The organism is Rhizorhabdus sp. GW822-FHT03C02, from assembly GCF_058801765.1.
In genome coordinates this window covers 46,750-72,699 of the sequence record NZ_JBXANN010000001.1, presented here as the reverse complement: position 1 = coordinate 72,699, position 25,950 = coordinate 46,750, and the positions used below count along the sequence as shown (strand labels likewise).

The 25,950-nt window shown below is 68.5% G+C and carries 26 protein-coding genes and 1 tRNA gene; 3 read left to right on the top strand and 24 right to left on the bottom strand.

Annotation, left to right across the window (positions count from 1 at the left end; translation table 11 throughout):
- Nucleotides 1-8: 8 nt before the first annotated feature.
- The 15 genes from AC1RM6_RS00390 to AC1RM6_RS00320 form a co-directional block, all read right to left on the bottom strand.
- Entirely contained in the window at nt 9-1,787 is a 1,779-nt protein-coding gene (locus AC1RM6_RS00390; RefSeq protein WP_493097604.1) for an amidohydrolase, read from the bottom strand.
- A gap of 102 nt (nt 1,788-1,889) precedes the next feature.
- Nucleotides 1,890-2,264, bottom strand: coding sequence for a c-type cytochrome (locus tag AC1RM6_RS00385; RefSeq protein ID WP_493097603.1), 375 nt, complete (start codon nt 2,262-2,264; stop codon nt 1,890-1,892).
- Between the two features lie 36 nt (nt 2,265-2,300).
- Entirely contained in the window at nt 2,301-2,765 is a 465-nt protein-coding gene (locus AC1RM6_RS00380) for a cytochrome C (protein ID WP_493097602.1), read from the bottom strand.
- 4 nt (nt 2,766-2,769) lie between these two features.
- Nucleotides 2,770-3,306: a methylamine dehydrogenase light chain gene (locus AC1RM6_RS00375; RefSeq protein WP_493097601.1), complete on the bottom strand. Its 537-nt coding sequence runs from the start codon at nt 3,304-3,306 to the stop codon at nt 2,770-2,772.
- Nucleotides 3,299-3,925, bottom strand: a complete 627-nt coding sequence (locus tag AC1RM6_RS00370; RefSeq protein WP_493097600.1) for a thioredoxin fold domain-containing protein — start codon at nt 3,923-3,925, stop codon at nt 3,299-3,301. Before AC1RM6_RS00370 ends, AC1RM6_RS00375 begins: the two co-directional genes overlap by 8 nt.
- Complete coding sequence (locus AC1RM6_RS00365) at nt 3,922-4,476, bottom strand: MauE/DoxX family redox-associated membrane protein (RefSeq protein WP_493097599.1); 555 nt, start codon at nt 4,474-4,476, stop codon at nt 3,922-3,924. The genes AC1RM6_RS00370 and AC1RM6_RS00365 overlap by 4 nt, the downstream gene beginning before the upstream one ends.
- Entirely contained in the window at nt 4,473-5,642 is a 1,170-nt protein-coding gene (locus AC1RM6_RS00360; protein ID WP_493097598.1) for an amine dehydrogenase large subunit, read from the bottom strand. Before AC1RM6_RS00360 ends, AC1RM6_RS00365 begins: the two co-directional genes overlap by 4 nt.
- Nucleotides 5,642-7,837 (bottom strand): TonB-dependent receptor, encoded by a 2,196-nt coding sequence (locus AC1RM6_RS00355; protein WP_493097597.1) that lies wholly within the window; start codon nt 7,835-7,837, stop codon nt 5,642-5,644. Before AC1RM6_RS00355 ends, AC1RM6_RS00360 begins: the two co-directional genes overlap by 1 nt.
- Before the next feature lie 44 nt (nt 7,838-7,881).
- Nucleotides 7,882-9,123: a serine hydrolase domain-containing protein gene (locus tag AC1RM6_RS00350; protein ID WP_493097596.1), complete on the bottom strand. Its 1,242-nt coding sequence runs from the start codon at nt 9,121-9,123 to the stop codon at nt 7,882-7,884.
- 130 nt (nt 9,124-9,253) lie between these two features.
- Complete coding sequence (locus tag AC1RM6_RS00345; RefSeq protein WP_493097595.1) at nt 9,254-10,411, bottom strand: helix-turn-helix transcriptional regulator; 1,158 nt, start codon at nt 10,409-10,411, stop codon at nt 9,254-9,256.
- Nucleotides 10,412-10,509: 98 nt separating this feature from the next.
- Nucleotides 10,510-11,112 (bottom strand): DUF3237 domain-containing protein, encoded by a 603-nt coding sequence (locus AC1RM6_RS00340; protein WP_493097594.1) that lies wholly within the window; start codon nt 11,110-11,112, stop codon nt 10,510-10,512.
- Between the two features lie 235 nt (nt 11,113-11,347).
- Nucleotides 11,348-11,423: transfer RNA gene (locus tag AC1RM6_RS00335), tRNA-Glu, on the bottom strand.
- A gap of 68 nt (nt 11,424-11,491) precedes the next feature.
- Nucleotides 11,492-13,258, bottom strand: a complete 1,767-nt coding sequence (gene recJ / locus AC1RM6_RS00330; RefSeq protein ID WP_493097593.1) for a single-stranded-DNA-specific exonuclease RecJ — start codon at nt 13,256-13,258, stop codon at nt 11,492-11,494.
- A 102-nt stretch (nt 13,259-13,360) separates the two neighbouring features.
- Nucleotides 13,361-14,329, bottom strand: a complete 969-nt coding sequence (glpX, locus tag AC1RM6_RS00325; RefSeq protein WP_493097592.1) for a class II fructose-bisphosphatase — start codon at nt 14,327-14,329, stop codon at nt 13,361-13,363.
- 87 nt (nt 14,330-14,416) lie between these two features.
- Nucleotides 14,417-15,709: a homoserine dehydrogenase gene (locus tag AC1RM6_RS00320; protein WP_493097591.1), complete on the bottom strand. Its 1,293-nt coding sequence runs from the start codon at nt 15,707-15,709 to the stop codon at nt 14,417-14,419.
- A 385-nt stretch (nt 15,710-16,094) separates the two neighbouring features.
- On the opposite strand from AC1RM6_RS00320, the gene AC1RM6_RS00315 reads away from it, so the two are divergent.
- Nucleotides 16,095-16,967, top strand: coding sequence for an alpha/beta hydrolase (locus AC1RM6_RS00315; RefSeq protein ID WP_493097590.1), 873 nt, complete (start codon nt 16,095-16,097; stop codon nt 16,965-16,967).
- 64 nt (nt 16,968-17,031) lie between these two features.
- Here AC1RM6_RS00315 and AC1RM6_RS00310 read toward each other — a convergent pair whose 3' ends face one another.
- On the bottom strand, nt 17,032-17,415 hold the full coding sequence (locus tag AC1RM6_RS00310) for a RidA family protein (RefSeq protein WP_493097589.1): 384 nt from the start codon (nt 17,413-17,415) through the stop codon (nt 17,032-17,034).
- Nucleotide 17,416: 1 nt separating this feature from the next.
- Nucleotides 17,417-18,595: a formate-dependent phosphoribosylglycinamide formyltransferase gene (gene purT, locus AC1RM6_RS00305; protein WP_493097588.1), complete on the bottom strand. Its 1,179-nt coding sequence runs from the start codon at nt 18,593-18,595 to the stop codon at nt 17,417-17,419.
- A 107-nt stretch (nt 18,596-18,702) separates the two neighbouring features.
- On the opposite strand from purT, the gene AC1RM6_RS00300 reads away from it, so the two are divergent.
- Nucleotides 18,703-19,923: a GGDEF domain-containing protein gene (locus AC1RM6_RS00300; RefSeq protein ID WP_493097587.1), complete on the top strand. Its 1,221-nt coding sequence runs from the start codon at nt 18,703-18,705 to the stop codon at nt 19,921-19,923.
- On the opposite strand, the gene AC1RM6_RS00295 is transcribed toward AC1RM6_RS00300, so the two are convergent.
- Genes AC1RM6_RS00295 through AC1RM6_RS00270 form a run of 6 tightly spaced genes read right to left on the bottom strand, consistent with a single transcriptional unit; the run spans nt 19,896 to nt 24,458 of the window.
- Entirely contained in the window at nt 19,896-20,249 is a 354-nt protein-coding gene (locus tag AC1RM6_RS00295; protein ID WP_493097586.1) for an ArsC family reductase, read from the bottom strand. The two genes, AC1RM6_RS00300 and AC1RM6_RS00295, sit on opposite strands and share 28 nt — an antisense overlap.
- Nucleotides 20,250-20,285: 36 nt before the next feature.
- Entirely contained in the window at nt 20,286-20,672 is a 387-nt protein-coding gene (locus tag AC1RM6_RS00290) for a VOC family protein (RefSeq protein ID WP_493097585.1), read from the bottom strand.
- Nucleotides 20,669-21,091: a GNAT family acetyltransferase gene (locus tag AC1RM6_RS00285; protein WP_493097584.1), complete on the bottom strand. Its 423-nt coding sequence runs from the start codon at nt 21,089-21,091 to the stop codon at nt 20,669-20,671. The genes AC1RM6_RS00290 and AC1RM6_RS00285 overlap by 4 nt, the downstream gene beginning before the upstream one ends.
- On the bottom strand, nt 21,091-21,765 hold the full coding sequence (locus tag AC1RM6_RS00280) for a DNA alkylation repair protein (RefSeq protein ID WP_493097583.1): 675 nt from the start codon (nt 21,763-21,765) through the stop codon (nt 21,091-21,093). The genes AC1RM6_RS00285 and AC1RM6_RS00280 overlap by 1 nt, the downstream gene beginning before the upstream one ends.
- Nucleotides 21,765-22,145 carry a VOC family protein gene (locus AC1RM6_RS00275; RefSeq protein WP_493097582.1) on the bottom strand — a complete coding sequence of 127 codons (381 nt, stop codon included), beginning with the start codon at nt 22,143-22,145 and terminating at the stop codon, nt 21,765-21,767. Before AC1RM6_RS00275 ends, AC1RM6_RS00280 begins: the two co-directional genes overlap by 1 nt.
- A gap of 54 nt (nt 22,146-22,199) precedes the next feature.
- Nucleotides 22,200-24,458 (bottom strand): PKD domain-containing protein, encoded by a 2,259-nt coding sequence (locus tag AC1RM6_RS00270; protein WP_493097581.1) that lies wholly within the window; start codon nt 24,456-24,458, stop codon nt 22,200-22,202.
- 103 nt (nt 24,459-24,561) lie between these two features.
- Between AC1RM6_RS00270 and AC1RM6_RS00265 the strand changes: the two genes are divergently transcribed.
- A complete protein-coding gene (locus AC1RM6_RS00265) occupies nt 24,562-25,128 on the top strand; it encodes a TetR/AcrR family transcriptional regulator (protein ID WP_493097580.1) in 567 nt (188 codons plus the stop codon).
- Between the two features lie 12 nt (nt 25,129-25,140).
- Here the strand turns inward: AC1RM6_RS00265 and AC1RM6_RS00260 are convergent, their stop codons facing one another.
- On the bottom strand, nt 25,141-25,923 hold the full coding sequence (locus AC1RM6_RS00260) for an AraC family transcriptional regulator (protein ID WP_493097579.1): 783 nt from the start codon (nt 25,921-25,923) through the stop codon (nt 25,141-25,143).
- Between the last annotated feature and the right edge of the window lie 27 nt (nt 25,924-25,950).

The following is a 25,950-nucleotide window of genomic DNA, read 5'->3' as shown; positions in this document are numbered from 1 at the left end:
GGCCGCCCCTAGTTCGCGGCGGTCTTCTGGTAGAGGACCCGGCCGTCGACGATCGTCATGTCGACGCCGATCTGGCCCAGCTTCGGCTTGGCGGCGGTCAGCGGATCGGTGTCGAGCACGACGATGTCGGCGAGCTTGCCGACCTCGATGCTGCCGCGCGACGCCTCGAGATGCCCCGAATAGGCCGCCCAGATCGTCTGCATCCTGATCGCGTCCATCACCGAGATCGCCTGCTCGGGCTGGACGACGGTGCCGAACTTGGTGTTGCGGTTGACCGCGCGATCGATCGAGAAGAACGGGTTGGTGGCATAATTCTGGGTGCCGAGCGTGTCCGATCCGAGCGGCGGGTGGAAGCCGGCGTCGAGCAGGGTCTTCATCGGGAAGAAGCCGACATCGGGCTCGCCGACATTGACGTTGGTCAGCCGCCACAGCATCGCCACCTGCGGCGACGGGATGACGCCATCACGCTTCAGCCGCGCGAGCCGCTCGGCGGTGCGCTGCGGATCCTGCACGAGGAAATGCCCGAAATGCTCGATGCGGTGCCGGGCATCGTCGACCGGTGCGATCTTCTGCGCGGCCTCGACCGCGGTGAGCACCATGTCCTGCGCGCGATCGCCATTGGCGTGGACCCAGACGCTCCAGCCATTTTGCTGGGCGAGCAGGAATTGCCGGTTGAGGACCTCCTGGGTCCGGCTGACCCCGCCGACATTGTTCGCGATCCAGGTCGTGCCCGAGCCCTTCCAGGCGGGGCGGTAGGTGGCGGCGGTCGTCCCCCACACCCCGTCGAGCGGGATCTTGATCGCGCCGACCCGCAGCCAGTCGTCGCCGAAGCCGGTGTGGAGCCCGCTGCGGATCAGCGCATCGAACTCGCCGTCCCATCCGCGGCCGCCGACCGGGCTCGCGCCGACCGCGCCGATGCCATGATCATGGTCGTCGCCGTCGGTCGGGCCGATGAAATAGTTGAGCAGCAGCCGCGTCGACAATTTTCCTTCGGCGCGCAGTTCCTGATAGGCGCGATAGGCGGTGCCCGGATCGGACATGTCGTAGACGGTGGTGACGCCCTTCTTCAGATAGAAGCTCTCGAGCGTCTGGCGGATCGCCTCCTTGCTCTGGACATAGGTCGTCACCGGTTCGGGCAGCGAGACCCCGGCGTCGCGCAGGATCATCACCTCGCCGTCGGCGGTGCGTTCGAACCGCCCCGTCCCCTTGGGATCGGGCGCATCCTTGGTCAGCCCGGCGAGCATCGCCGCCTTATGGTTGATCAGACTGTCATGCGCGCTCCAGCGCAGGTCGACCGGATTGTCCGGAAATGCGGCGTCGAGCTGTTCGCGGGTCGGCATGACCTGGTTGTAGGTGCCCTGCCCGACCAGCCAGGCGCCCGGCGGAAGCTGTTTCTGGCGCTGCCGGAGCGCATCGATGATCGCATCGGCGCCGGCCAGCGGCGGCGCCTGGATCGGGATGCGGACATATTCGGATTCGGCGAGCCCCTGGACATGGGCATGCGCGTCGATGAAGCCCGGCAGCACCGTCCGGCCCTTGAGGTCGATCGTCCGGGTCGCGGGGCCGGCCCAGGCCTTCATGTCGGCCGCGCTGCCGACCGCGACGATGCGCCCCCGCTGGATCGCGACCGCCGAGACGATATGGTCCTGGCTGTCGACGGTCACCACCTTGCCGTTCTGCAGGATGATGTCGGCGGTGCGGGCGTCGGTCGCGGCGAGCGCCGAACCGGACAGCAGCATGGCGCCGAGGCTGAGCGCGACGGTGCGGAGGTTGAAAATTGGGACCATGCGACCTTCCGTTGAGAGAGCGTCATCGTGGCACAGACGCCGGTCGTTGCAATGGTGCCGACCGCATCGCCGGCGTTGACGTTCGGTCACCGCGGACCGCGGCTATTTCCGGTCGAGCGTCATCAGATAGGCGACCAGATCGGCGCGCTTCGCATCGTCGGGGACCGAGACGATCATCCGCGTCCCCGGCACCAGCCTGTTCGGCGATGTAAGGAAGCTGCCGAGGGTCGCGGCGTTCCAGACGAGGCCGGATTTCTTCAGTGCGGGCGAATACGCGAAATCGGTCGAGGCCGCCAGACGGCCAGCGAGATTCGACAGATTGGGCGCCATCATCGCCTTGGTGCCGGGAGTGATCTGATGGCACATCATGCATTTCTGCCGGAACAGCGCCGCGCCCGCGGCGGGATCGGCGGCGTGGGCCGCGGGGGCCAGGCCGGCGATGGCCGCCGCCGTTGCGAATGCGATGAGCTTGGACATGATCGAACCTTTGTTGCGTGGTGATGAAAAGGACGGTCAGCCGCCGGTGCGCGCGGCGCAGCGGCCGGCATCGGCCAATATCGTGCGGCGCATCTGCGCGAGCGGCTGGTTCTTGAGCGGCGCGCGGCGCAGCGCGCCGACCTCGCGCGCGTCATAGGGCCGCGCCCCGGCCGGCACGCTGTCGCCGCCGAGCCCGAAGACGATGAAGTTCATGGTCGCGGCGAGCGCGCGGTCGTCCATGCCGGCAAAGGCGACATTGGGAAGCCGCACGATATAGCGCCGGCCCTCGCCGATGCACAGGAAGGCGCCGACCGCCCCGCGCAGCACCGGGATCGTCCGGCGCGAAGACACGCCGTCGAGCCCGTGGCAGCCGCCGCAGGATTCGAGATAATGCGCCTGCCCGGCCGGGATCGGCACCGGTGGTTCGGACGCCCCCGCCCCACCCTTCGCGGCGATCAGCGCCAGCGCCGCCGTCGCCGATCCGATGAGCCAGCGGCGCACCGTCTCATTCCGCCAGGCCGACCAGCGCGGCCGTCGAGCAATGATAGGCCATCGACGTGTCGCCGAAGCACCAGATGATGTCGTTGTTCGATTGCGGGCGGTAGACCGGCAGTTCGCGATCGGTGCCGGTGCACTCGCAATCCTTGGCGGTCGGCTGGCAGGCGCCCTTCCCGCAGCAGTCGCGATAGGCGATCAGATAGGACCGGCCGTCGTCGGGGTTCAGGCAGGTGCCGACCCAGGCGGTCGGCGACGGCTGCGATCCCGGCGGGCAGGTGTGCAGGCCGCCGCCGCAGCAGCCGCAGATCGTGCCGTCGATCGCACAGTGCCGCCAATAGTCGCAGCGCAGCGGGTCGGTCGACTGGGCATTGCGTTCGAAATCGCTGAGCGTCTTCGCCGACGCTCGCGACACCGGCAGCAGCGGGAAGAAGGGGGCGGCGACCAGCGCCGTGCCGAGCTTCGTCAGGAAACCGCGCCGCGAACTGCGCCGGGCGATCCGGCGGGTGAGGCGTTCGCTGAAATTGTCGATGCGGCGGTCAGCCATGCGTGCACACTTTCTCATGATCGGCGGCGGCGCGCGCAGGCACGCCCCGCAGATAGTCCTGGACATGGGCGAAGCCGGTCTCGCGCGGCGCCATCAGGCTTTCGAGATGCTCGCGGGTGTTGACGAGCCCCTGCGAGACGATCGTCCCGCTGCCGTCGACCAGCACCGCATAGGGCAGCTTGCCGACGCGGTAGCCGCGCGCCACCTCGCCATCGACGACGAAATCGGCGGGATCGACCCCGAAGCGCGTCGCCATCGCGCGATGGTCGCCCTCGTCGCCGTCGCCGACCAGCAGCAGGTCGACCGCCTCCGCCTCGGCGAAGCGCTGCGCGGTCGGCAGCAACTGCTTGCAGACCGGGCAGGTCGGCGAGACGAAGAAGATCATCGTGTCGCGCCGGTCGGCGCGGGGGGCGCCGATCGCGACCGCGCTGCCCGCGAGCGAGCGCGCGGCGAAGCGCGGCGCCTGCTCGCCCGGCTGGGGGCCCTGGCCGAGCGCGAGCGCGCCGACCGGGGATATACGTTCGTGGAGGACGCCGATCTGGCGGGCGAGCGCGACCACGGTCGCCGCCAGGATCAACACGGTCGTCCACAGCATCGCCTGCGACAGGATGAGCATCATGAGAATCTCCGCTGGAGCGCCGCCGCCGGCCCGCGCAGCGAGACCAGGGTGGCGATGACGATATTGAGGAGCGCGCAGGCGAGCGCCGCGCCGATGGCGTCGACATAGACGATCGCCGAGCCGATCGGCGGCTGCGCCAGCAGCGCCGGCGCGATCAGCGCGCCGAGCAGCAGGTTGCGCACCACCAGCACCGGTTCGAGCGGCTCGGGCAAGGCCGACAGCGAACAGCCGCAGTCGATGTCGCGTACGCCACGCACCAGGTTGATCGCGATCGCGGCCGCGAACAGCAGCAGCAGGCCGATCGTGATCGCCGCGCCGGTCGCCTGCCATCGGCCGGTCGCCAGCGCGAGCATCGCCGCCGCCTCGGCGGCGATCAGCGTCGCCGCGATCGGCCCGGCGGCCGGCGGGGGAACGAGCCGATAGCCTTCGACCGCCGCCACGAAGCGCGGCCGGTCCCGCACCTTCGCGACCAGCGCGCCGCCGAACAGCAGCACCCCGAACGCCCGCGCGAACAGCACGATCGCCGCCGGAAGCTGCACGGCGATGCTCACAGTCCGGGCACCATGCCGAGGAAACCGCTCGCCTCGCGCTCGCGCAGCTTGGCGCCGCTCGTCGCGTCATAGACCGCCAGATTGCGGCCGCGGTCGCCGGCAAAGGCGAACAGCACCGGATGGGCGTCCTGGGTGACGGCGATGCCGGCGGCGGGGCGATCGAGCCTGATCCGGCGGATCAGCGCGTGGCGATCGGCATCGAACACCCAGACTTCGGTGCCGTCGGCCTTGTGGGTCCAGTAATTGCCGGTGTGCATGAGCACGAACAGCCGCTTGGTCGCACGGTGGACGCCGAGCATCTGCGCCCCGCCCGGCCGCCAGGCGAGATCCTGGACGCCGAGCCCGGCGGCGGGCAGGCCCGCCGCGACGGTGAGCGACCAGGGCTGGCCGACGCTGGCGGTGCTTCCCAGCTTCACCGGATAGATCCTGCCGCCGAACGACAGCAGCCAGCCCTCGCCGGTGGTCCGGTCGACGATGCTGTTTTCGAACAGCGGGTCGTGATCGGGATCGAAGAAGGGCTTGGTGAACCTCGCCTTGCCGGTGCCGTCGGCGGCGACCGCGACCGTCCCGATCGTGCCGTCGCCGCACAGCGTCGCGAAGCTGCGCGGGCCGTAGGGAAAGGCCAGCGCGCAACCGGGTATGTCGACCGAGCCGATCAGCTTGCCGCCCTCGAGATCGACGACATGGATCGCCGAGGACGGGATCATGTCATAGACATAAGCGAGCTTGCCGTCGTCGCTGGTCGCGACCTGCTGCGCCTTGGGCACCACCAGCAGCCGGCCGGGCAGCGGGATCTCCCTGGCGATCGCCAGTGTCGCCCCGTCATAGACGGTGAGCAGATCCTGGCGGTCGCCGCGGTCGCCGCGGCTCCAATAGGTTTCGGCGACATAGATGCGGCTCGCGTCGCGCGACAGGCTCATCGCGCCGTTGCGGGCGGCCGGCACCAGCCCCATCGACTTCATCGCCGGATCGTCACCCTCGATCACGGTCGCGCCGGCATAGCCATAAGCGTCGAACAGATAGAGCCGGTGCGGCCCCGCCGGCGCGAGCACCGCGGTGTCGCTTTCCTCGACCGGCAGCACCGGCGCGGGCACGCCGGGCGCCGCGGCATGCGCCGCCGCGGCGAACCCGGCGAGCGCCAGCATGATCGTCCCGCGGCGCCGCATCAGAAGGTCAGCCCGGCGCGCACGCCATATTCGCGCGGCGCGCCGTAGAATTCGTTGAGGCCATATTGGCCGGCGACATATTTCTTGCCGGCCAGGTTGGTGCCGTAGACGTCGACATGCCAGTTGCCGCGGCGCAGGCTGATCTGGCCGGTCAGCAGCCCATAAGCGGCGATCCGGTCGGATATCGGCGAATAGGCCAGATAGGTGAAGCGCCTGCCGACATAGGCATAGTTGAGCCGCGGCGTCAGCGTCATCTCCCCGCCCAGCGGCAGCGCATATTCGGCCCCGACATTATAGGTCCATTTGGGCGAATAGAGATTGGGTCCGCCGTCGGTGGTGACCGTCGCGCCGCTATAGTCGAAGCAGATCGGCGGCATCGACGGTACCCCCGGCGGGCATTGCGGGCCGAGCGTCCCCGACGGAATCTGCCGTTCGTCGATGAAGCTCAGCCCCGACAGATGCGAGTGGACATAAGCGGCGCTGGCATCGAAGCCGAAACCGCCGAACTTGCCCTGGACCTGCGCCTCGACCCCGGTGATCGTGCCGTTGGAGATGTTCCTGACCCCACTCAGCCCGGTCGACGGCTCGACCAGGTCGAACTGGAAGTTCGAATAATCGTTGCGGAACCCGTCGACCTGCATCCGGACATGGCGATCGAGGATGCTGCCCTTCCAGCCGATCTCATAATTCCACACCGTCTCGGGCGCGAATTCGGAGGTGCGCGAGTTGAACCCGCCCGGCTTGTAGCCGCGCGCGACGAAGGCATAGAGGAGGTGGTCGGGGGCGACCGTCCAGTTGAGTGCCAGCTTGCCGGTCGCGCGCCCGTCGGCATGCGCGCCCGACAGGTCGGAGACGACGAGACCGGTCGCGGGGAAGCCCGGAATGCCCGCGCCGATCCGCACGTCGCCGACCCCGGTCGCCTTGTAATGCGACCAGCGCGCGCCGAGCTGAACCTGCAGCGTCTCGGTCAGCCGGACCCCGCCCTGCGCGAAGACACCGGTGGTGGTGCGCTGGTTGTCGGGGCGGATGTCGGTCGGAAAGCCCGCCTGTCGATCGTAGATCTGGACGCTGATGTCGTTGCGCTGGAAATAGCCGCCGACGATCCAGTCGATCGTGCCGCCGGTCGGCGAGATCAGGTTGATCTCCTCGCTATATTGGCGTTCGCCGGCATGATAATCCTGGCTCAGGTCGCCGCCGGCCGCCAGAGGCGCCTGCGATCCGTCGACATCGACCAGCGCGTCGATCCGCTTGTTCTGATAGCCGCTGAGCGACCGCAGCACGGTGCCGCCGGCGAATTCCTTGCGCAGTTCGAGGCTGGCGATGAACGCATGCTCGTGCAGCGCGGTCGGGGTGTCGAAGCTCAATGTCCTGATGTCGCCGACGCGAAACGGCGCGAACTGGGTGCCCTCGATCGGCCGATAGGCATAGCCGCCGGTCTTGCGATCGTTGAGCTGCAGCTTGAGCAGCGCGCGGAAACTGTCCGGCTGCCAGACGATCCCGAGCCGCCCGCCTTTCTCGTCGAGCCGCCCGGCCTTGCTGTCATCGGGGCCGGCATCGTCATAATAGCTGTCGTGCCGCCGGTAGAACCCCGCCGCGCGCACCGCCAGGTCGCTCGCGACCGGCAGGTTGAGCGCGCCCTCGGCCGCGACATTGCCGCGATTGCCGCCGCCGATCTCGCCATAGCCGCCGATCGCCTTGGTGTCGGGGTTGCGCGAGTTGATGAAGATCGCGCCGCCGGTCGAATTGCTCCCGACCAGCGTCCCCTGCGGCCCGCGCAGCACCTCGACGCTCGCCAGGTCGTAGAAGCTGTTGGCCTGGACGATCGCCGGCTGGAACAGCCCGTCGACATAGGTGGCGACCCCGGCGGTGACGTTGGGCGAGTTGCTCGCCAGGCCGATGCCGCGGATGTTGACCGCCTGGGTGATGCCGGCGTCGGTCACCGACAGCGACGGCGACGCCGCCTGGATATCGGCCAGCCGGGCGATCCCCTTGGCGGCGAGTTCCTCGCTGGTGAGCGCGGTCGCGGCGATCGGCACCTTCTGGAGATTTTCGGTGCGGCGCTGCGCGGTGACGACGATCTCGGCGAGGCTCTCGCCATCGGGGGCGGCAGCTTCATCCTGCCCGGCGAACGCCGCGCCGTGCGGCACCGCGACCAGCATGGCGGACGACAACAATAGCGACAGCGTCTTCTTCATATTGCCCCCAATTTCGACTGACGATGATGATTTGCGCGATGCGCTCAGCGCGGCGTCCACGCCGATGCCGCCGCCGCGAAGGCCAGCGTCTCGCCGGTGGCGCGCTGTTCGGCGGGCGGGAAATAGCTGAGCTTGACGACCACGGTGCGGGTCGCGGGATCGACGAAGATGAACTGCCCTTGCAGCCCGATCGCGGTGTAGGCGCCGCCGCGGCCGACGGTCCACCACTGCATGCCGTAGCCGAGCGGGGTCTTGTCGTCGCTGACGGTGGGCGCGGTCGACGCCTTGACCCAGTCCGCGGGCACGATGCGGTGGCCGTTGGCGACGCCGCCGTCGAGCATCATCTGGCCGATCCGGGCATAGTCGCGCAGGGTCGCGTTGAAACCGGCGCCGGTGAATTCGCGCCCGACCCCGGGCTGGCCATCCATGATGAAGAAGCCGTCGGCCTCGGCGCCGAGCGGTTCCCACAGATGCTGGGCGGCATAGGCGGCGACGTTGCTGCCGCCGCTGACGCGCTCGACCAGCCAGCCGAGCACCGCGGTGTCGATCGTCTTGTACTGGAAGACCTCGCCCGGCTTGTGGACCCGCTTGATCGTCCGCGCGACGTCGGCGAAGCGCGCGACATTCTTCACCAGCGCGGCGATATGGTTGCGCGCCGCGACCCCGGGATGGTCGAAGTCGTAGCGCTCCTCATAATCGACCCCCGAGCGCATCTGCAGGATCTGGCGGATGGTGACCCCGGCATAGCCGCCGTCCTTGAGTTCGGGCAGATAGGTCTCGATGCGGTCGTCGAGCGAGCGGATCCGCCCCTCGGACAGCGCGCAGCCGACCAGCAGCGAGGTGATCGACTTGGTCATCGACCAGCCCATGAAGCGGGTGCGCTCATTGCTGTGGTTGCGGTAGATCTCCGAGACGATCCGCCCGTCCTTCATCACCAGCAGCGCATTGGTATAGGTACGGTCGAGAAACTGCTCGGGGGTGTAGGACCCGCCTTCGAACTGGTAGGAAAAATCGAGCGCATGATCGGCGCGCGGCAATTGCCACACCGCCCCCGAGCGGGCGACGGTGCGCGTGGTGAACAGCGTGTCCATCGACCGGAAGGTCAGGCTGCTGACGTCCGAATTGAGCATCGACCAGCGCAGCAGCTGGATCGCGACCGGCACGTCCGAGGCAGGCCCCTCGGTCAGCACCGGCGGCAGCACCTGCTGTGCACCGGAAACCGCAGGCAGCATCAGGCTCAACGCGGCCGCGATCGTGCGCGCCACGCCGGAAAAACCAGCTCTCATCTATCACCCCATCCGAACCATGCCGGGTGGACCGCGTCTCACCCTCCTCTTGGCTTAGGGTCGGCGGATCAGCGGGGAGACTCCCATATAGGATATGCCGGACATAAAAATGTCATCTCCGGCCTAACCGCTATCCGTCGCGCGAGGACGAAGCCTGCGCGCTGACCGACAGGCTCAGCTGCCGCACCAGATCGGACTGGCGCCGGCTGCGGGTCTTGGCGAGGACATGCTTGAGCTGGATGCGCGCGGTGCCGACGGTGATGCCGCGCTGCGCCGCATATTCGTTGACCGACAGCCCCCGGTACAGCGCGGTCGCCAGCCGCGATTCGGCCGGCGAGAGCCCGAACAGCGCCGCGACGTCCTGGACGTCGACGCTGAACCCCTGTTCGGGCGACGACAGCAGCAGGCAGACCATCTCGCGATCGATGCCCGAGGGCCCGCCGGGCATCTGCCCGGGCCGCACCGCGAAGGCGAGCAGTTGGACCGCATCCTCGCCATGCCGGTCGACCGCGGCGATCGCGTCGCCGTCGCGGCGCGCGGCGGCGACGAGCGCCGCGAGCGCCTGCTCGACCGCCCGATCCGACCCGGTGAGCAGGCCGCGGCGGAGCGCGAGCGGCGACGCCCCTGTGCCCGTCCCCCCGACCATCGCCTGCGCGGCATCGTTGAGCCAGTCGACCCGCAGCCCGTCGCCGAGCAGCATCACACCCGTCCGCAGCCGCGCGAGAATGGTCACCAGCGCCTCGCGGCCGGCCTCGGCACGCGCCAGCCGATCGGAAATCTGCATGACCCGGGCGAGATGCGGGGCGAGCGCGCCGAGCGCGCCTTCCTCGTCGCCGTCGAACGGCCGGCCATTGTCGACCGAGCGGTGGAGCATCAGCGAGAAATAGCGCTCGCCGGGCAGGTCGATGCCGAGCCCGATCGAGCGGCCGAGCCCGATATCGGCCAGCCGGCCGCCGAGCGCCGCGAGATGCGGGCAGCCCTCGTTGAAATAGTCGGTGTCGCGAAACACCGGCCGCGCCGCCAGCGGGCGGGTCAGCCGCAGATCGAGTCGCGGGTTGTTGGCGTTGTTGACCAGCGCGTCATGGCGCGCGGCGTTCGCGGTCGAGAAGCTGTCGCGCACGCCCCAGGTCGACCGCAGCCGATGCTCGTCGCGCCGCAGGATCTGGACGACCGCGCTGCGCGCGTCGAACTGGCGGCAGATCTCGTCGAGCGCCCCGGTCCACCGGCCATGATCGTCCGAACAGTCGTACAGCCGCCCCAGCAGCGTTCCGGTCAATCGCTCCATCATCCCGATTGCCTCCCCTGGCGAGACGGAGCACCTCCCCGCATCGTCGTCAACCGCAAAGCATTGCGCACGGCCGCCCGCGACGGTGTGGCCCCGGTCCCTCAATCCACCCGATAGACGCGGATCAGCCGCTGATTCTCGCCGGGCGCCGTCGGCAGCGCCTTGTCGGCCGGAACCGGCACGATCAGGGTCGCCACGAACATCGCCTTGTTGAGCCAGTCATGGCGCCCCGCCGGCACGGTGAAATCGGGCATCAGCCGGTAACGCCGCGGGCCCCCGTCGACGAGCGGGTAAGCCAGACCCTTGTTGTGGATGATGATCGTGGTGCCGTCGTCGGTGCGCAGGCGGTAGAGTGCGTCGATCACCATCACCCCGTCGGGCCGGATCACCGGAAAATCGCCGCCGCCCGGCACCACGCTGCCGCGAAGCCCGGGCCCCTCGAACCGGCCGCCGACGATCGGCCAGATCACGTCGCGCTGCCCGTCCTTGCCCGCGCTGCCGGCCTTGTCGGCACCGGGAAAAGGCGGCTCCGGCGCCGAGCACAGGACGACGATGTCCATGACATGGGCGAGACGGGGCTCGTCGTCGGCAGGCGCCGCCGGTGCGGCCTTCGCTCCGGCCGATGCCGCGGCGCCGACCGCGCCGAGCAGCGCCGACGCCAGAACGGTCCGGCGGCTGCCGACCATCTTGCCCATCTCCGCCATGATTCCGTCCCCTCGCCCATGCGCTCTGCGCCATGATGAGGATCGCCGGGCGCAGCGCCTGTCACAAGTTGTGAAAGAGCGATCGAAAGGTGACCGGCGGACACCATGTCGGCGCGAGGCCGTGGCTCGGCCGCGCGTGCGCGTCGGCGCGCGGCATGCTCATTGCGAGAAAATCGTGGGAAAGGCGCATGATATGCGCCGGACTTTTCAAGCTATCGCCTTGATAAACAAGGAATGGTGACCCCAACGGGACTCGAACCCGTGTTTTCGCCGTGAAAGGGCGACGTCCTAGACCGCTAGACGATGGGGCCATCGCTTGGGCAGGCGCGCCGATTAGGGCAGGTGGCCGATGGGGTCAAGCGCCTGCGTGACAATATTCTCAATCGGCCCAGGCGGCGTCCTCGATATGGATTTCGGCGGCGGGGCGGGCGCCCCAGTCGTCGATCTTCGGCCGGCCCGCGATCCACAGGCTGCGGTCGCGCCCGGCCCCCAGCAAGGCCTGTCCCAGCTCGCTGTCGGCGGCGCGGAAGGCGATGCCCTTGATCGACTTGCCGTCGCGGCCGGAGATGATCGCCCGGACATGGCCCTGGCCGACGATGTCGGCCTTGATGATCTTCACCGGCCCGGCGACGATCCGCGGCGCCGGCCAGCCGGCGCCATAGGGCCCACCGGCCTCGAGCGCCTCGACCAGCATCGGGTTGACCCCGCCGGGGGCGACGACGGCGTCGAGCAGCAGCGCGCGATCGTCGCGCGACCGCGCGACATCGGCCGCCAGCCGCGCGTCGAGAAACTCGGCGAGCGCATCGACTCCGCCGGGCCCGACGGTCAGCCCGGCCGCCATCGCATGGCCGCCACCGGCGACCAGCAACCCCATATCCTTGGCGGCGAGCACGGCGGCGCCGAGGTCGACCCCCGAGATCGACCGGCCCGATCCCTTGCCGACGCCGTCGCCGTCGAGCGCGATCACGATCACCGGCTTGCCGAGCTTCTCCTTGAGCCGGCCGGCGACGATGCCGATCACCCCGGGATGCCAGCCGCCGCCCGCGACCACCGCGACCGCGCGGTTGCCCTGGGTCTGCGAGGCGATCTCCGCGGCCTCCTGGACGTCGCGCTCGATCGCGCGGCGTTCCTCGTTCAGCCGGTCGAGTTCGGCGGCGATCGTCCGCGCCTCGTCGCGATCCTCGGTGATGAGCAGCCGCACCCCGAGATCCGATTTGCCGACCCGCCCGCCGGCGTTGATCCGCGGCCCGAGCGCGAAGCCGAGATCGCTGCAGGTCGGCGCGCGATCGAGCCGCGACGCCTCGATCAGCGCGGCGATGCCGATATTGCGCCGCCCGGCCATCACCTTGAGCCCCTGCGCGACGAACGCCCGGTTGAGCCCGCGGAGCGAGGCGACGTCGGCGACGGTCCCCAGCGCGACGATGTCGAGCAACTCCATCAGCTTGGGCTCGGGCCGGCCGGCGAACCAGCCGCGCGTGCGCAGCAGGCGTACCAGCGCCGCACCGAGCAGGAAGGCGACCCCGACCGCGGCGAGATGGCCGTGGACCGCGCCCTCATCCTCGTCGAGCCGGTTGGGGTTGACCAGCGCATAGGCGTCGGGAAGCGCCACCGCGCATTGATGATGGTCGACGACGACGACGTCGATGCCGGCGGCACGCGCCTGTGCCAGCGCCTCGAACGCCTGGGCGCCGCAATCGACGGTGATGATCAGCCGGCTGCCCTGCCCGCCCAGCCGCACCAGCGCCTCGCCCGAGGGGCCATAGCCCTCCATCAGCCGGTCGGGGATATAATAGCCGGCATGCGCGCCGAGATCGCGAAACAGGCGGATCAGCAAGGCCGCCGAGGTCGCGCCGTCGACATCGTAATCGCCGAACACCGTCATTGTCTCGCCGGCCATCACCGCGTCGGCGATCCGTTCGGCGGCGCGGTCCATGTCGCGGAAGATCGATGGGTCGGGCATGAACGCGCGGATCGTCGGCGTCCGGTGGGCATCGAGCGCCTCGCGGCTGCAGCCGCGCGCCATCAGCAACTGGGTGACGAGGCCGTCGGGTTCGAACCCGGCATCGCGCGGATCGGCCGACGCCCCGCGCCAATGCCAGGGCTGGCCGAGAATCGACCGGGTGATGTTGAGGACGGAGGAACGCATGGCCTCGCGTCTAGCGGGCAATCGCGGTCAGGGGAAACGGGTTGCGGCGAAAGCCGCGATCGGGGGCGGGACCGCAACGCGATCTCCGCCCCCGATATCGGATCAGCCCTTGCGGTGTTCGCCCTTCACATAGCGCACGGTGCCGCTGGACGCGCGCATCACGACGCTGTGGGTGCTGAGACAGCCCTTGCGCAGCTTGACGCCGTCGAGGAAGCTGCCGTCGGTGACGCCGGTCGCCGCGAAGATCGCGTCGCCCTTCACCAGATCGTCGAGATCGTAGATCCGGTCGAGATCGGTCACGCCCCATTTGCGGGCGCGACCCTTCTCGTCGTCGTTGCGGAACAGCAGCCGGCCCTGGAACTGGCCGCCGACGCACTTCAGCGCCGCCGCGGCGAGCACGCCCTCGGGGGCGCCGCCCGAACCCATATAGATGTCGATGGTGGTGTCGGGGTTGGTCACCGCGATCACCCCAGCGACGTCGCCGTCGGGAATCAGGACGATGCCGCAGCCCAGCCCGCGCAGTTCGGCGATCAGCTTGTCGTGGCGGGGCCGGTCGAGCACGCAGGCGATGATCTCGTCGGGCTGCACGCCCTTGGCCGCCGCGAGTGCCTTGACGTTCTCGGTCGGCGTCTTCGACAGGCTGACGAGGCCCTTTTCGAAGCCCGGCCCGATCGCCAGCTTGTCCATATAGACGTCGGGGGCGTTGAGCAGGCCGCCTTCCTCGGCGATCGCCAGCACCGCGAGCGCGTTCGGCCACGCCTTGGCGGTCAGCGTCGTGCCCTCGAGCGGATCGAGCGCGATGTCGATCTTCGGACCGGTGCCCGGTGCGTTGCCGACCTTCTCGCCGATATAGAGCATCGGCGCCTCGTCGCGCTCGCCCTCGCCGATCACCACGGTGCCGTCGAACTCGAGTTCGTTGAAGGCCTTGCGCATCGCTTCGACGGCGGCATGGTCGGCCGCCTTCTCGTCGCCACGGCCGATCAGCTTCGACGCGGCGATGGCCGCAGCCTCGGTCACGCGTACCATTTCGAGAACCAGGACGCGGTCGAGTGCGCTGCTTGCCTTCGTCATTCGCAAAGCCCTTCTATTCGTTGGATCGGGACAGCGATTAGGCGACGCCCTTTACAATGTCGAGAAGGCCGAGCGCCAATCGCGAGACTATTCGTCCAGTATGTGCATCAACATCGGCTGACCGGTCAGACTCTGCGATCCTTCGAGCCGGTCGAGCGCGTCGGCGACCGCGCGTTCGGGGCCGACATGGGTGACGATGACGATCAGGACATTGCCGTCGGCGGCGGCGCCGCGCTGGATCAGGCTCTCGATCGAGACCCCGGCATCGCGCATCGCCGCGGTGATCTCGGCGAGGACGCCCGGGCGATCGGCGACGGTGAAGCGCAGATAGGCGCGGCCACGGCGGTCCCCGGTTATGGCGGGGGCGGCGCGGGTGAGCGCCGCGACCGGCATCGCGAAGGCCGGGCCCGTCTCGCCGCGGGCGATGTCGATCAGGTCGGCGACCACCGCCGATGCGGTCGGCCCCTCGCCGGCGCCGCGGCCCTGGAAGAACAGCCGGCCGACGAAATTGCCCTGCGCGACCACCGCGTTGAGCGATCCCGAGACATGGGCGAGCGGATGGGCGAGCGGCACCAGGCAGGGGTGGACGCGCTGGAACAGGCCCTTGGCGCCCGCCTCGCCCTGCCCGACCAGCCGGATGCGGAAGCCGAGTGCGGCCGCCTCGGCGATGTCGGCGGCGATGACATGGCGGATGCCGGTGATCGCGACCGCGCCGAAATCGACCGCGGTGCCGAAGGCGAGGCTGGCGAGGATCGCCAGCTTGTGCGCGGCGTCGACCCCGTCGATGTCGAAGCTGGGATCGGCTTCGGCATAGCCCAGCCGCTGCGCCTCGCCGAGCACCTCGGCGAAGTCGCTGCCCTTGGTCTCCATCTCGGAGAGGATATAGTTGCAGGTGCCGTTGAGGATGCCGAACACCTGCTCGATCTCGTTGGCGGCAGCGCCTTCGCGCAGGCCCTTGATCACCGGGATGCCGCCCGCGACCGCGGCTTCATATTTGAGCGGGACGCCCTGCTGCTCGGCGATGCCGGCCAGTTCGAGCCCGTGATGCGCGATCATCGCCTTGTTCGCGGTGACGAAGGGCTTGCCGCCGGCCAGCGTGTTGCGCGCGAGAGTCAGTGCCGGGCCGTCGGCGCCGCCGATCAGTTCGACGATCACATCGACGTCATGCGCGATCGACAGCGTCGTCGCATCGTCGACCCAGGCGAAGCGGCCGAGATCGACCCCGCGGTCGCGCGAACGGTCGCGCGCCGACACCGCGACGATCTCGATCGGCCGGCCCGCGCGACGCTCGATCAGCGCGCGATTGGCATCGAGCAGCTTGATGACGCCTGCGCCCACCGTTCCCAGACCTGCCAGCGCGACCTTCAGCGGCTGCGACATTCACTTTTCTCCCGATGCCAACGGCGCCTCCCTAGAGCGATGTCGGGTCGAATGCCACCTTCGAGCGGCGCAACCGTCGTTCCGCCTGCAGAATATCCTGTTTTCAATCACCTGGCCGCAACCGGCCGGAACGCCACCGGGCTCGAACGGTTCTCCGACACGACCCGACCACGGGCCAGGAGATGATGCCAGGCGAGAATCGCCCGCGGCGACAGCCGCTATCAGGACAAAGAGACCGACAGGGGTGGGGATCGCATGGTGCGGTTCCCATTTTTATGAGCTCGTGATGTGCGACACATTATCGGCGCCGCAACCGCTTCAAGAGATGACCGGCGGCCGATTTCTCGGCTATCGACGACATATGGGATCCGGGGCGGGCATGGGCATGAAGGTTGCTTTACTGGGCGTCGGCCTGCTGGTCGCCGCGACGCTGACCGCCGGGGCATGCGCGCCGCTCAGAACCTTCGACACGCTGATGCCCAAGGATGCGGCGAGCGTCGAAACCGCGCGCGGCCTCGCTTATGGCGCCGGCCCGCGCCGGATGCTCGACATCTATGCGCCCAAGGGCACCAAGGCCGACGCCCGCACCCCGGTGATCGTCTTCATCTATGGCGGGTCCTGGGCGAACGGTTCGCGCGAAGGCTATGGCTTTGCCGGTCGCGCGCTGGCGGCGGCGGGGTTCGTGACGGTGATTGCCGACTACAGGCTGGTGCCCGAGGTCCATTTCCCGGGCTTCGTCGAGGATTGCGCCGCCGCGGTCAAATGGACCCGCGGCCATATCGCGGCCTATGGCGGCGACCCCGACCGGATCGTGCTCGTCGGCCATTCGGCGGGTGCCTACAACGCCGCGATGCTCGCGCTCGACCCGCAATGGCTGGGCCCCGACCGCGCCGCGATCAAGGGCTTCGCGGGACTGGCCGGCCCATATGACTTCCTGCCGTTCGACGGCCCGATCCCGGTCCGCACCTTCAGCAACTGGCCCCGGCCCGACGAAACCCAGCCGATCCACTATGCCGACGCCTCGGCCCCGCCGACGCTGCTGCTGCACGGCGGCGAGGACGACACGGTATGGCCGAAAAACTCGATCAATCTCGCGGCGAAGCTGACCAGGGCGGGTGCGGCGTCCGAGCTCAAAGTCTATCCCGAGCTCGGCCATGTCGGCATCGTCACCGCGCTCGCCCGGCCGTTCCGCGGCCGGGCGCCGGTGCTCGCCGACGTCGCCGCCTTCGCGCACCGGGTGACCGATGCAAAGCGTTGACGCGCTCTTCCTGTCCTTCATCATGCTGAAACGCGTTCAGCATGATGATGAAGACGTTCGGTAATCAGCCGCGCCGGAGCGCGGTCACCTCGATCTCGACCTTCATCTCGGGCTTGACCAGGCCGACCACCAAAGCGGTCGCGGCCGGGCGGATGTCGCCGAAGGCGGCGCCGAGCACCGGGCCGACCTCGTCCCAATAGGCGCCGTCGGTGAAATAATAGGTCGCGCGCACGACGTCGGTCAGCGCGAAGCCGCCTTCGGCGAGGGCGCGTTCGATCACGACCAGCGCATTCTTCGCCTGATCGGCGGCGCTGTCGGGCATCACCCGGGTCTCGGGGTCATAGCCGGTGGTGCCCGCGACGAAGCACCAGTCGCCGTCGACCACCGCGCGGCTGTAGCCGACCTGCTTTTCGAAAGGCGATCCGGACGAGATCAGGCTGCGCGTCATCTTATTCTCCATAGTCGATCGAAATGGCATTGGCCGCTACGAGCGCGGCGGCGCGCGCCTGGTCGGTGGTGCCGTCGCGCACCAGCGCGAGCGCCACCCCCATGCGGCGGTTGGGCCGGGTCACCGGCTTGCCGAACAGGCGGATGTCGGTCTCGACACCCGCCCCGGCGGCGAGCCCGGCGGCGAGCCCCGCGAAGCCGAAATTGGCGGCATCGCGGTCGGCGAGGATCACCGCCGACGCCGCCGCGCCATGACTGCGGATATGCGGGATCGGCAGGCCGAGGATCGCCCGGGCATGGAGATCGAACTCGGTCAGGTTCTGCGAGATCAGGGTGACCATCCCGGTGTCGTGCGGGCGCGGCGACAGTTCGGAGAAGATCACATCCTCGCCCGCGACGAAGAACTCGACCCCGAACAGGCCGTAACCGCCGAGATCGTCGACGACCTTGCGCGCCATGTCCTGCGCATCGGCGAGCGCTCTCGCCGACATCGCGGCGGGCTGCCAGCTTTCCTGATAGTCGCCGCGCTCCTGGCGATGGCCGATCGGATCGCAGAAGAGCACGCCCTCGCGGGTGCGGATGGTGAGCAGGGTGATCTCATAGTCGAAGGCGATGAACCCCTCGACGATCACCCGCTGGCGATCGCCGCGCATGCCCGCGACCGCATAGTCCCAGGCGGCATCGACCGCGCCCGCATCCCGAACCGTGCTCTGGCCCTTGCCCGACGACGACATCACCGGCTTGATCACGCAGGGCAGCCCGACCCGCTCGACCGCCGCGCGCATCTCGTCGAGGCTTTCGGCATAAAGGAAATGCGAGGTGCGCAGGCCGAGTTCGCTGGCGGCGACGTCGCGGATGCGGTCGCGGTTCATCGTCAGCATCGTCGCGCGTGCCGACGGCACGATCGACAGGCCGCGCCCCTCGAAATCGGCGAGGATCTCGGTGCGGATCGCCTCGACCTCGGGCACGACATGATCGGGGGCGTGGCGCGCGATGACCTCGGCGAGCGCCGCGCCGTCGAGCATCGAGAATATCTCGGCCTCGTCGGCGACCTGCATCGCCGGCGCGCCGGCATAGCTGTCGCAGGCGACGACATGGCAACCGAGCCGCTTGGCGGCGATCGTGAACTCACGCCCCAGTTCGCCCGATCCGAGCAGCAGGATTTTCGCGGTCGGCGTCATCGGCGGTTCCCCTTTGCCGCGCGCCGATAGACCGGCCCGGCGCCCAAGGGAAGCCGCCGGGACGGCATCGCTACATTATCGCCATTGCACCGCCGCACACGTGGCCTATGAAGCTCGGGGGTCGAGGGCAGAACACATTGTCGTCCGAACAATATTTCATCGTCGCGATATTGCTGCTGATCAACTCGCTGCTGGCCGTGGCGATGCTCCTGGCCGCGCGCACGCTGGGCCAGCCGGTGCTCGCCCGGCTATGGGCGGCCGCCTTCGTCTGCAACGTGCTGATCTATATACTGAATATCGTCTATCTTCTCTATTTTCGCGACAATGGCTGGTTCTATGCGGGGATGAGCCTGGTCGCGATGACGGGGCCGGTGCTCGCTACTACGGCCTTTCGATACCGCACATGCCTTCCGCTCCGGCCCGAACGTTTCATCGCCGTTCTGATCCTCGCGACCGGGGTGATTCTCTATTATGCGATGATCGATCCCAACAAGGGCTGGCGATCGGCGGTGGTGCCGATCGTCGCCGCGGGCACGCTGCTGGTCGGCGCATTCACGATGTGGCGGCCGGGCCGGACCCCGGCGATGGGCGAACGGCCGATCTTCGTGACCATCGTATCGATGGCGCTGATCGAATTCGTCGGCGGGGTCTGCCTGGTGCTGCGCGGCAATACGCCCGATCCGCTGCTCGACGGCGCCTATCAGGCGATCATATTCCTGGGTCTGCCGGCGATGACGGTCGCCGCCGGGGTGTTCACCCTCTATCTGATGGGCGGCGACCTTGCCGAGCGGCTGCGCCGCATGGCCGACACCGATCCGCTCACCGGCGCGCCCAACCGGCGCGCGATCGAGGCGATCGGCACCCATCTGATCGACCAGGCACGCCTGCAGGGCGAGCCGCTGGCGCTGGCGCTGTGCGACCTCGACCATTTCAAGGACATCAACGACCGCTTCGGCCACGGACTGGGCGACGATGTGCTGCGCGGGCTGACCCGGGTGTTCGACGACAATCTGGGGGTGCTCGGCGCGCATGGCCGCTATGGCGGCGAGGAATTCGTGCTGATCTTCCCCGCATCGGACATCGGCACCGCGTGCATCAGCGTCGAGCGCATGCGCCAGCAGATCATGGCGTTGCGGATTTCCGGCCTGCCGATGGCGGTCACCGCCAGCTTCGGGCTCGCGGCGATGGAGGCCGGCGACACGCTGGCATCGCTGATCCAGCGCGCCGACCAGGCGCTTTATCTGTCGAAAGAGGCCGGCCGCAACCGGACGACGACCGCCCGGCCCGACGCGGTTCCGGTTCAGGAAATGGCGATCTCGCGCGCATAGAGGTCGGGCTTGAACCCGACCAGCAGCTTGCCATCGACATCGAGCACCGGCCGCTTGATCATCGAGGGCTGCGCGACCATCAGCGCGATCGCCTTGGCCTGGTCGATATCGGCCTTGTCGGCGTCGGGCAGCTTTTTGAAGGTCGTGCCCGCCCGGTTGAGCAGCACCGGCCAGCCGACCACCCCCGCCCAATGTTCGAGCGTCGCCGCATCGATGCCGACCGCCTTGTAATCGTGGAAGTCATAGCCGAGGCCATGATCGGCCAGCCAGTCGCGCGCCTTCTTGATCGTGTCGCAATTCTTGATGCCGTACATAGTGATGGACACGGTCTATAGTCTCCCGTCGCGGTTTTGAGGTCGGCCTCAGGGTGGCCCATCACCATAAGGCCGGGTGATGATTTCGAGCAGATGGCCGTTCGGGTCCTCGAAATAAACCCCCTTCCCGCCATAATGGCGGTTGGTCTCGCCGGGCCGGGTGCGCGCCGGATCGGCCCAATAGGCGATCCCGCCGGCCTCGATCCGCGCGAAGGCGGCGTCCCACGCCACCTCGTCGATCAGGAAGGCATAATGCTGGAGCGCGATCGGTCCATCCTTCGCCATGAAGTCGAGCGACACATGATTGTCGAGATCGACCACCATGAAATGGAGGAAGGCGCGCGGCGCCGGCCGGCCGAGAATATCGGCGAGGAACGCCGCCGACGCCCCGGCGTCATGGCACCAGACGATGCTGTGGTTGAGTTCGACGGTCATGGCCGATCCTTTCCGAGGAAGCGGCCCAGCGTCACCACCTTCTGCCGCTCGAAACCGAGCGCCTCGTAGAAGGCCAGCGTCGGCAGATTGTCCTCGCGGACCATCAGTTGGATCTTGGGAGCGCCCTGCCCCTGCAGCCAGTCCTCGGCCGCGCGCATCATCGCGGCGCCATGGCCTTCGCGGCGGCGATCGGGCGCCACCGCGAGATAATAGACCCAGCCGCGATGCCCCTCGAAGCCGACCATCACGCTCGCCACGATATGCTCCGCGTCCCATCCCGCGAGGATCGTCGAGGTCGGGGTTTCGAGCGCGAGCGCATAGTCGCGCGCCGGGTCGTTCCACGGTCGGGTCAGCCCGCACGCTTCCCACAGGGCGACGATCGCCGCCTGGTCGTCCGGTCGGGCGGCCAGGATCCGCATCACCCGTCGGCCTTGGCGAAGGCACGCAACGCATCCTTGCCGTTCCACCGCGCGGTCGGATCCGGCGACAGCGCCAGCCGCCCGGCCAGGGCCCGCGCCGCCTCGCGCGGCGCCGGGCTCGCCTTGAGGCCGATCGCGCGCAGCGCCCAGTTCACCCCCTTCTTCACGAAATTGCGGTCATCGGTCGACGCCGCCTCGATCAGGTCGAGCCCGCGCAGCAACAACGCATCCTCGGCACGCCCATGGAGCGCCATCGACGCCAGCAGCGCGAAGGCGGCGCGGCGCCCGAACTCGTCGCCGAGCGCCGCCCAGCGCGGGATCATCGCACCCGCACCGGGCACCCGGTCGAACAGTTTGAAACAGACCGTGTCGACGATCCCCCAATTGTCGAAATCGGCGCGCCAGTCATCCATCTGCACCGACGTCACCCGGGCGGGATCGTCGATCAGGCAGGCGAGCGTCCGCGCCTCGTACCAACCGGTAGCCCACAGCGCGAGCGCCAGGTCATGATCGCCCTTCAGCGGCTTGGCGATGGCGAGGGTCCTGACCATCGGCACCCCCATCGCCTTGGCCGTGACGATGCCATAACGCGGTTCCAGCTCATCGCGCGCCTTCGCTGAAGATGCCGCCTCGAGCGCGGCGATGGCGGCATCGACCCGCGCCCGCACGTCCATCAGTGCGCCGCCCGCTCCTCGGCGGTCTTGAGCTGGTGGAGAAGGATGCTGTTGCCCTCGCTGTCGATGCACACCGCCATTCGGCACACCGGGCTGTGGATCAGGTCGGACCCGAACGCGACGCCCTTCGCCTTCAACTCGGCGATCACCGCGTCGAGATCGTCGACCTCGAAGGCGACGGTGCCGCCGGCGGCTGTGCTCGGCTCGGCGCCCGAATGGCGGGTGATCGCGAAGCAGCCGCCGCCCGGCAGATCGAATTCGACCCAGCCATGCTCGATCGAGCCGCTGCTGGCGCCAAGCCCCAGCGTCTCGCGATAGAAGGCCTCGGCGCGCACCATGTCGAGCGCCGGATACATGGTGAAGGCGACTTTGGCGAACATCGGCGATCCTCCCTGGCATATTGCCTTGGGAGGATCATAACCCGGATCGCGAGATCAGCCCACCACCACTCTGGCGCTGCCCAGATTCTGGATGCGGCCATAGGGCGTCCACGCATCGCCTGCCCGCTGCGAGGTCGCGCGCAACGTCGCGAAATAGGTGCCGGGCTTCGCGAAACGATGGGTCGCGTCGAGCACCACCCTGCGCTGCGGGGTTCCGATCTCGCCGGCGACCGGATAATCGCCGACGCCTTCGAAATCCCATTCGGCGGCGACCACCGCGCCGGCCCCCGGCGGCACCTCGATCGTCGCGGTGAAGCGAACGGGCTCGCCGACCGCGACCTCGGTGCGGACCGCGCCATCGGCACGCACCGTCACCACCGGCTGGACGCCGCCGCGTTCGACCGCATCGGCGGGAAGCTCGACCTGCATGTCGGCCATGCGATAGCGGGTCTCGGACGGCCGCACGCCCTGTTCGACCCAGGCGCTGACGTCGCGCAGCGCCTGCTGGAGCGCGCCGGCAAAGCTCACCACATGGAGATTGGCGCGGGTCGTCAGCGGATTGTCGTGCTGGGCATGGTCGATGAACCAGAGCGCGAAATTCTCCGCATAGCCGTCGCCGAGCTGCGCCTTCACCTGCGACCGGTACCAGTCGGCCTGCCAGGGCAGCGCATCGATATCGATCAGCGATTCGAGGATCAGCATCTTGCCGTGGATCCGCCCGTTCGGGACCGAACCGGCGGTGCCGGCGGCGGCGATCGGACCGAGCAATATCTCGCGCTGCGGATAGAGCGGCGCGCCGTCGGCATCGCGATACTGGTTCCAGCCCTCCATGTCGGGGGTCGGCAGCTGGTGGCGATGATAGGTCAGCAGCGCCAGCGGCCAGGCATTGTCGATCCGCACCGCGTCGCCCGCCCTTATCCCGGCCAGCACCGCGTGATCGGCAGCGAGCGCAAAGCCGATCCGCCGACCGTCGATCGCCGCGATCGGCACGCTGTTGCCGGCCGAAGCGCCATCGAGGATCACCAGATGCGCGTCGGCGAAATCGCGCGCGGGCACCTCCGCCAGGTCGAGTTCGATCGGGAAGCCGTCGATCACGCCGGCGACCTGGGTGTCGAAGGTGAAGCGCTCGGCGCGGACCGGCGCGTCGGGGTCGGCACCGGCATAGCCGGGCTTGCTCCAGAAATCGTCGACATAGGTCGGATCGAGCATCGGGATCATCGGCGCGACATTGTAGAAATAGCCGCTGGTCAGCCGTTCATGGTCCCACCAACCACGCAGCGGATAGCCGAGCAGGCTCGCCTCTCGCAGCGCCGCCGCCTCTAGCGCATCGAGGCCGGCATAGGGATCGCCGCTGCCGCCGGGCCGGATCGCATCGACGATTCCCGCGAGGACATCGCGCTTGCGCAGTGCCCACAGCGCATGCATGCGGATCGTGAACATGCTGGGGATCGCATTGGGTGTCGCCATCACGAACGGCACGAAGCCGTCCCAGATTCCGACCGTGTTCTCGGCGCTGCCGATCGTCTGATACGAACCGCCGCTGCCCCCGAACAAATAGCCATAGGGCCGGTGCTCGCCGTAAAGTTCGGCGGCGATCGCCCGCGAATATCGGGCGGCGGCGGCGTTGACCCGATAGGCGGCGATCGCGGGATCGGCGGGCGGGGCGCGATCGGCGCCGCCGAGGTTGGTCTGGACATAATAGGCGCCGCTGTCGACCGTGAAGCCGAGGTCGCCGATCGCGACGTCGAACTGGATCGGGAACGGGCCGATGTCCGATGTCATCGCCATCGGATAGGTGTTGTGGAAGAAGCGGCCCTGATATTGCTCCGCCGGCGGGAAGTAGAAGGAGAAGCGGGCGTCGGTCCCTTCGAAACCGCCATGGACATAATGGTGCGGCACCGGGGTCTCGCGCCATTCGCGCAACGCGACATAGGGCCGGTTGAAGATCGGATCGACCGCGCCCCCGGTCAGCAGATCGCCCGCCGGATCGTCGCGTGCGATGGCATCGGGCGCCGCGGTCGCGATCCGTTCGCCGGTGAGTTCGGCCTTGCCGAAGATGCCGAGCTTCGCGGTGCCGTGCAGCCGGTCGCCATCGATCGCGACCTCACAGGTCAGTTTGATCGGCAGCGGCTTGCGGACGTCCATGGTCCAGCTCAGCCGGTTGCCGGCGACGGTGCCGGCAATGTCCATATTGCCCATCGCGCTTTCCATCACCCCGGTGAAGCCGTCGTCCTGGGTGAGGATGTGGAGCTGCATGTCCTGCGCCCCGACCTTGGCCGTCATCGTCACCGCCCAGCTGCCCACCGCCCGCATCGCCCGCTCCTCAGCTCATACTGAACCATTGTTCTGAACAATCGTTCATTTATGTTTCGGTCCGAAGCTTGTCAACGCGCGAACAGTCGGGACAATGGGCGGCATGACCGGATCCGACACCACCGCCCTGCCCGCGCGCCGACGGCGCAACGCCGCAGAAACCAAGGCGCGCATCCTCGAATCCGCGCAGATATTGTTCGCCGCGCAGGGCTATGCCCAGGCCGGTATCCGCGAGATCGCCCGCCATGCCGGGGTCGCGCTGTCGCTGGTGCCACAGCATTTCGGATCGAAGGCCGAGCTGTTCGAGGCGGCGCTGCTCGACGCAATGGCGGGCAGCGGCGCGCTCGACGGACCGCGCGCCGAGCTCGGCCGGTCGATGATCGACTATGCGCTGAACGAGGAGAATGTCCGGTTGCCGGCGATGGTGGTGCTGTCGACCGGCGACCCCGATGCCCGCGAGATCACCGCCCGCGTGACCCGCGAGAAGATCGTCCCCGCCCTCGCCGCCTATCTGGGTCCGCCCAACGCCGATGATCGGGCGATGGAGATCACCATGATCAGCACCGGCTTCCTGATCTATGCGCGGCAGCTGCCGATCGGCGCGGTCGGCGAGCGGACCCGGAAGCGGTTCGCGACGATGCTGCAGGCGATCGTCGACGAGCGCGAATGACCGCCGATCGCCTCAGGGCGAATGCCGCTGCCGGCGATAGTCGCTGGGCGACACGCCGATGATCGATCGGAAGCTTTTCGCGAAGGCCGCCGGATTGTCATAGCCGATGTCGGCGGCGATCAGCCCGATCGGCCGCACGGTCCGGTCGAGCGCGTCGATCGCCAGGCACATACGAAGCCGCTGGCGATACTCCTCCCAGGGCAGGCCGACCGCGGCGCCGAAATGGCGCCGCAGCGAGCGTTCGGACATCGCCACCTCGCGACATAGCTCGCCCAGGCCGATCGTGGCGATGCGCGCCCGGGTCAGCGCCATGATCCGTTCGATCCGCGGATCGCGACTCGACGGCAGGACGAGTTTGACCTCATCGGCGATCCATTCGGTGCAGAGCGCCGCGAAACAGGCGAAGAAGACTTCGCTGACGGTGTCGCCGGAGCGATCGAGCGGCCAGCGCATCGCGTGCATCACCATCTCGCGCATCAGCACCGGTGCCGCGATCACCCGCGGTTGGTCCGCCGTGCCGGCGACCATGGCGGGGTTGAGGAAGATCGATCCCGACTGGACCTGCTGGATCGTCGTCCGGTGAACCGCGCCCGCCGGTATCCAGACCGCGAACTGGCGCGGGATCTTGTAGCGGCCCGACAGCCCTTCGACTTCGACCGATCCTTCGAACGCATAGAGAAGCTGGTGCATGTCGTGGCGATGCCAGGGCGAGTCGACCGTCCAGCCGTCGCTGCAATGCGCGCCGGCGCCGAGATTGCTGTGCGCGTCGCGCATCGGAACCAGCCGGACCTCCACGCACCCCCTCATCTTTGGCCGTCGGGA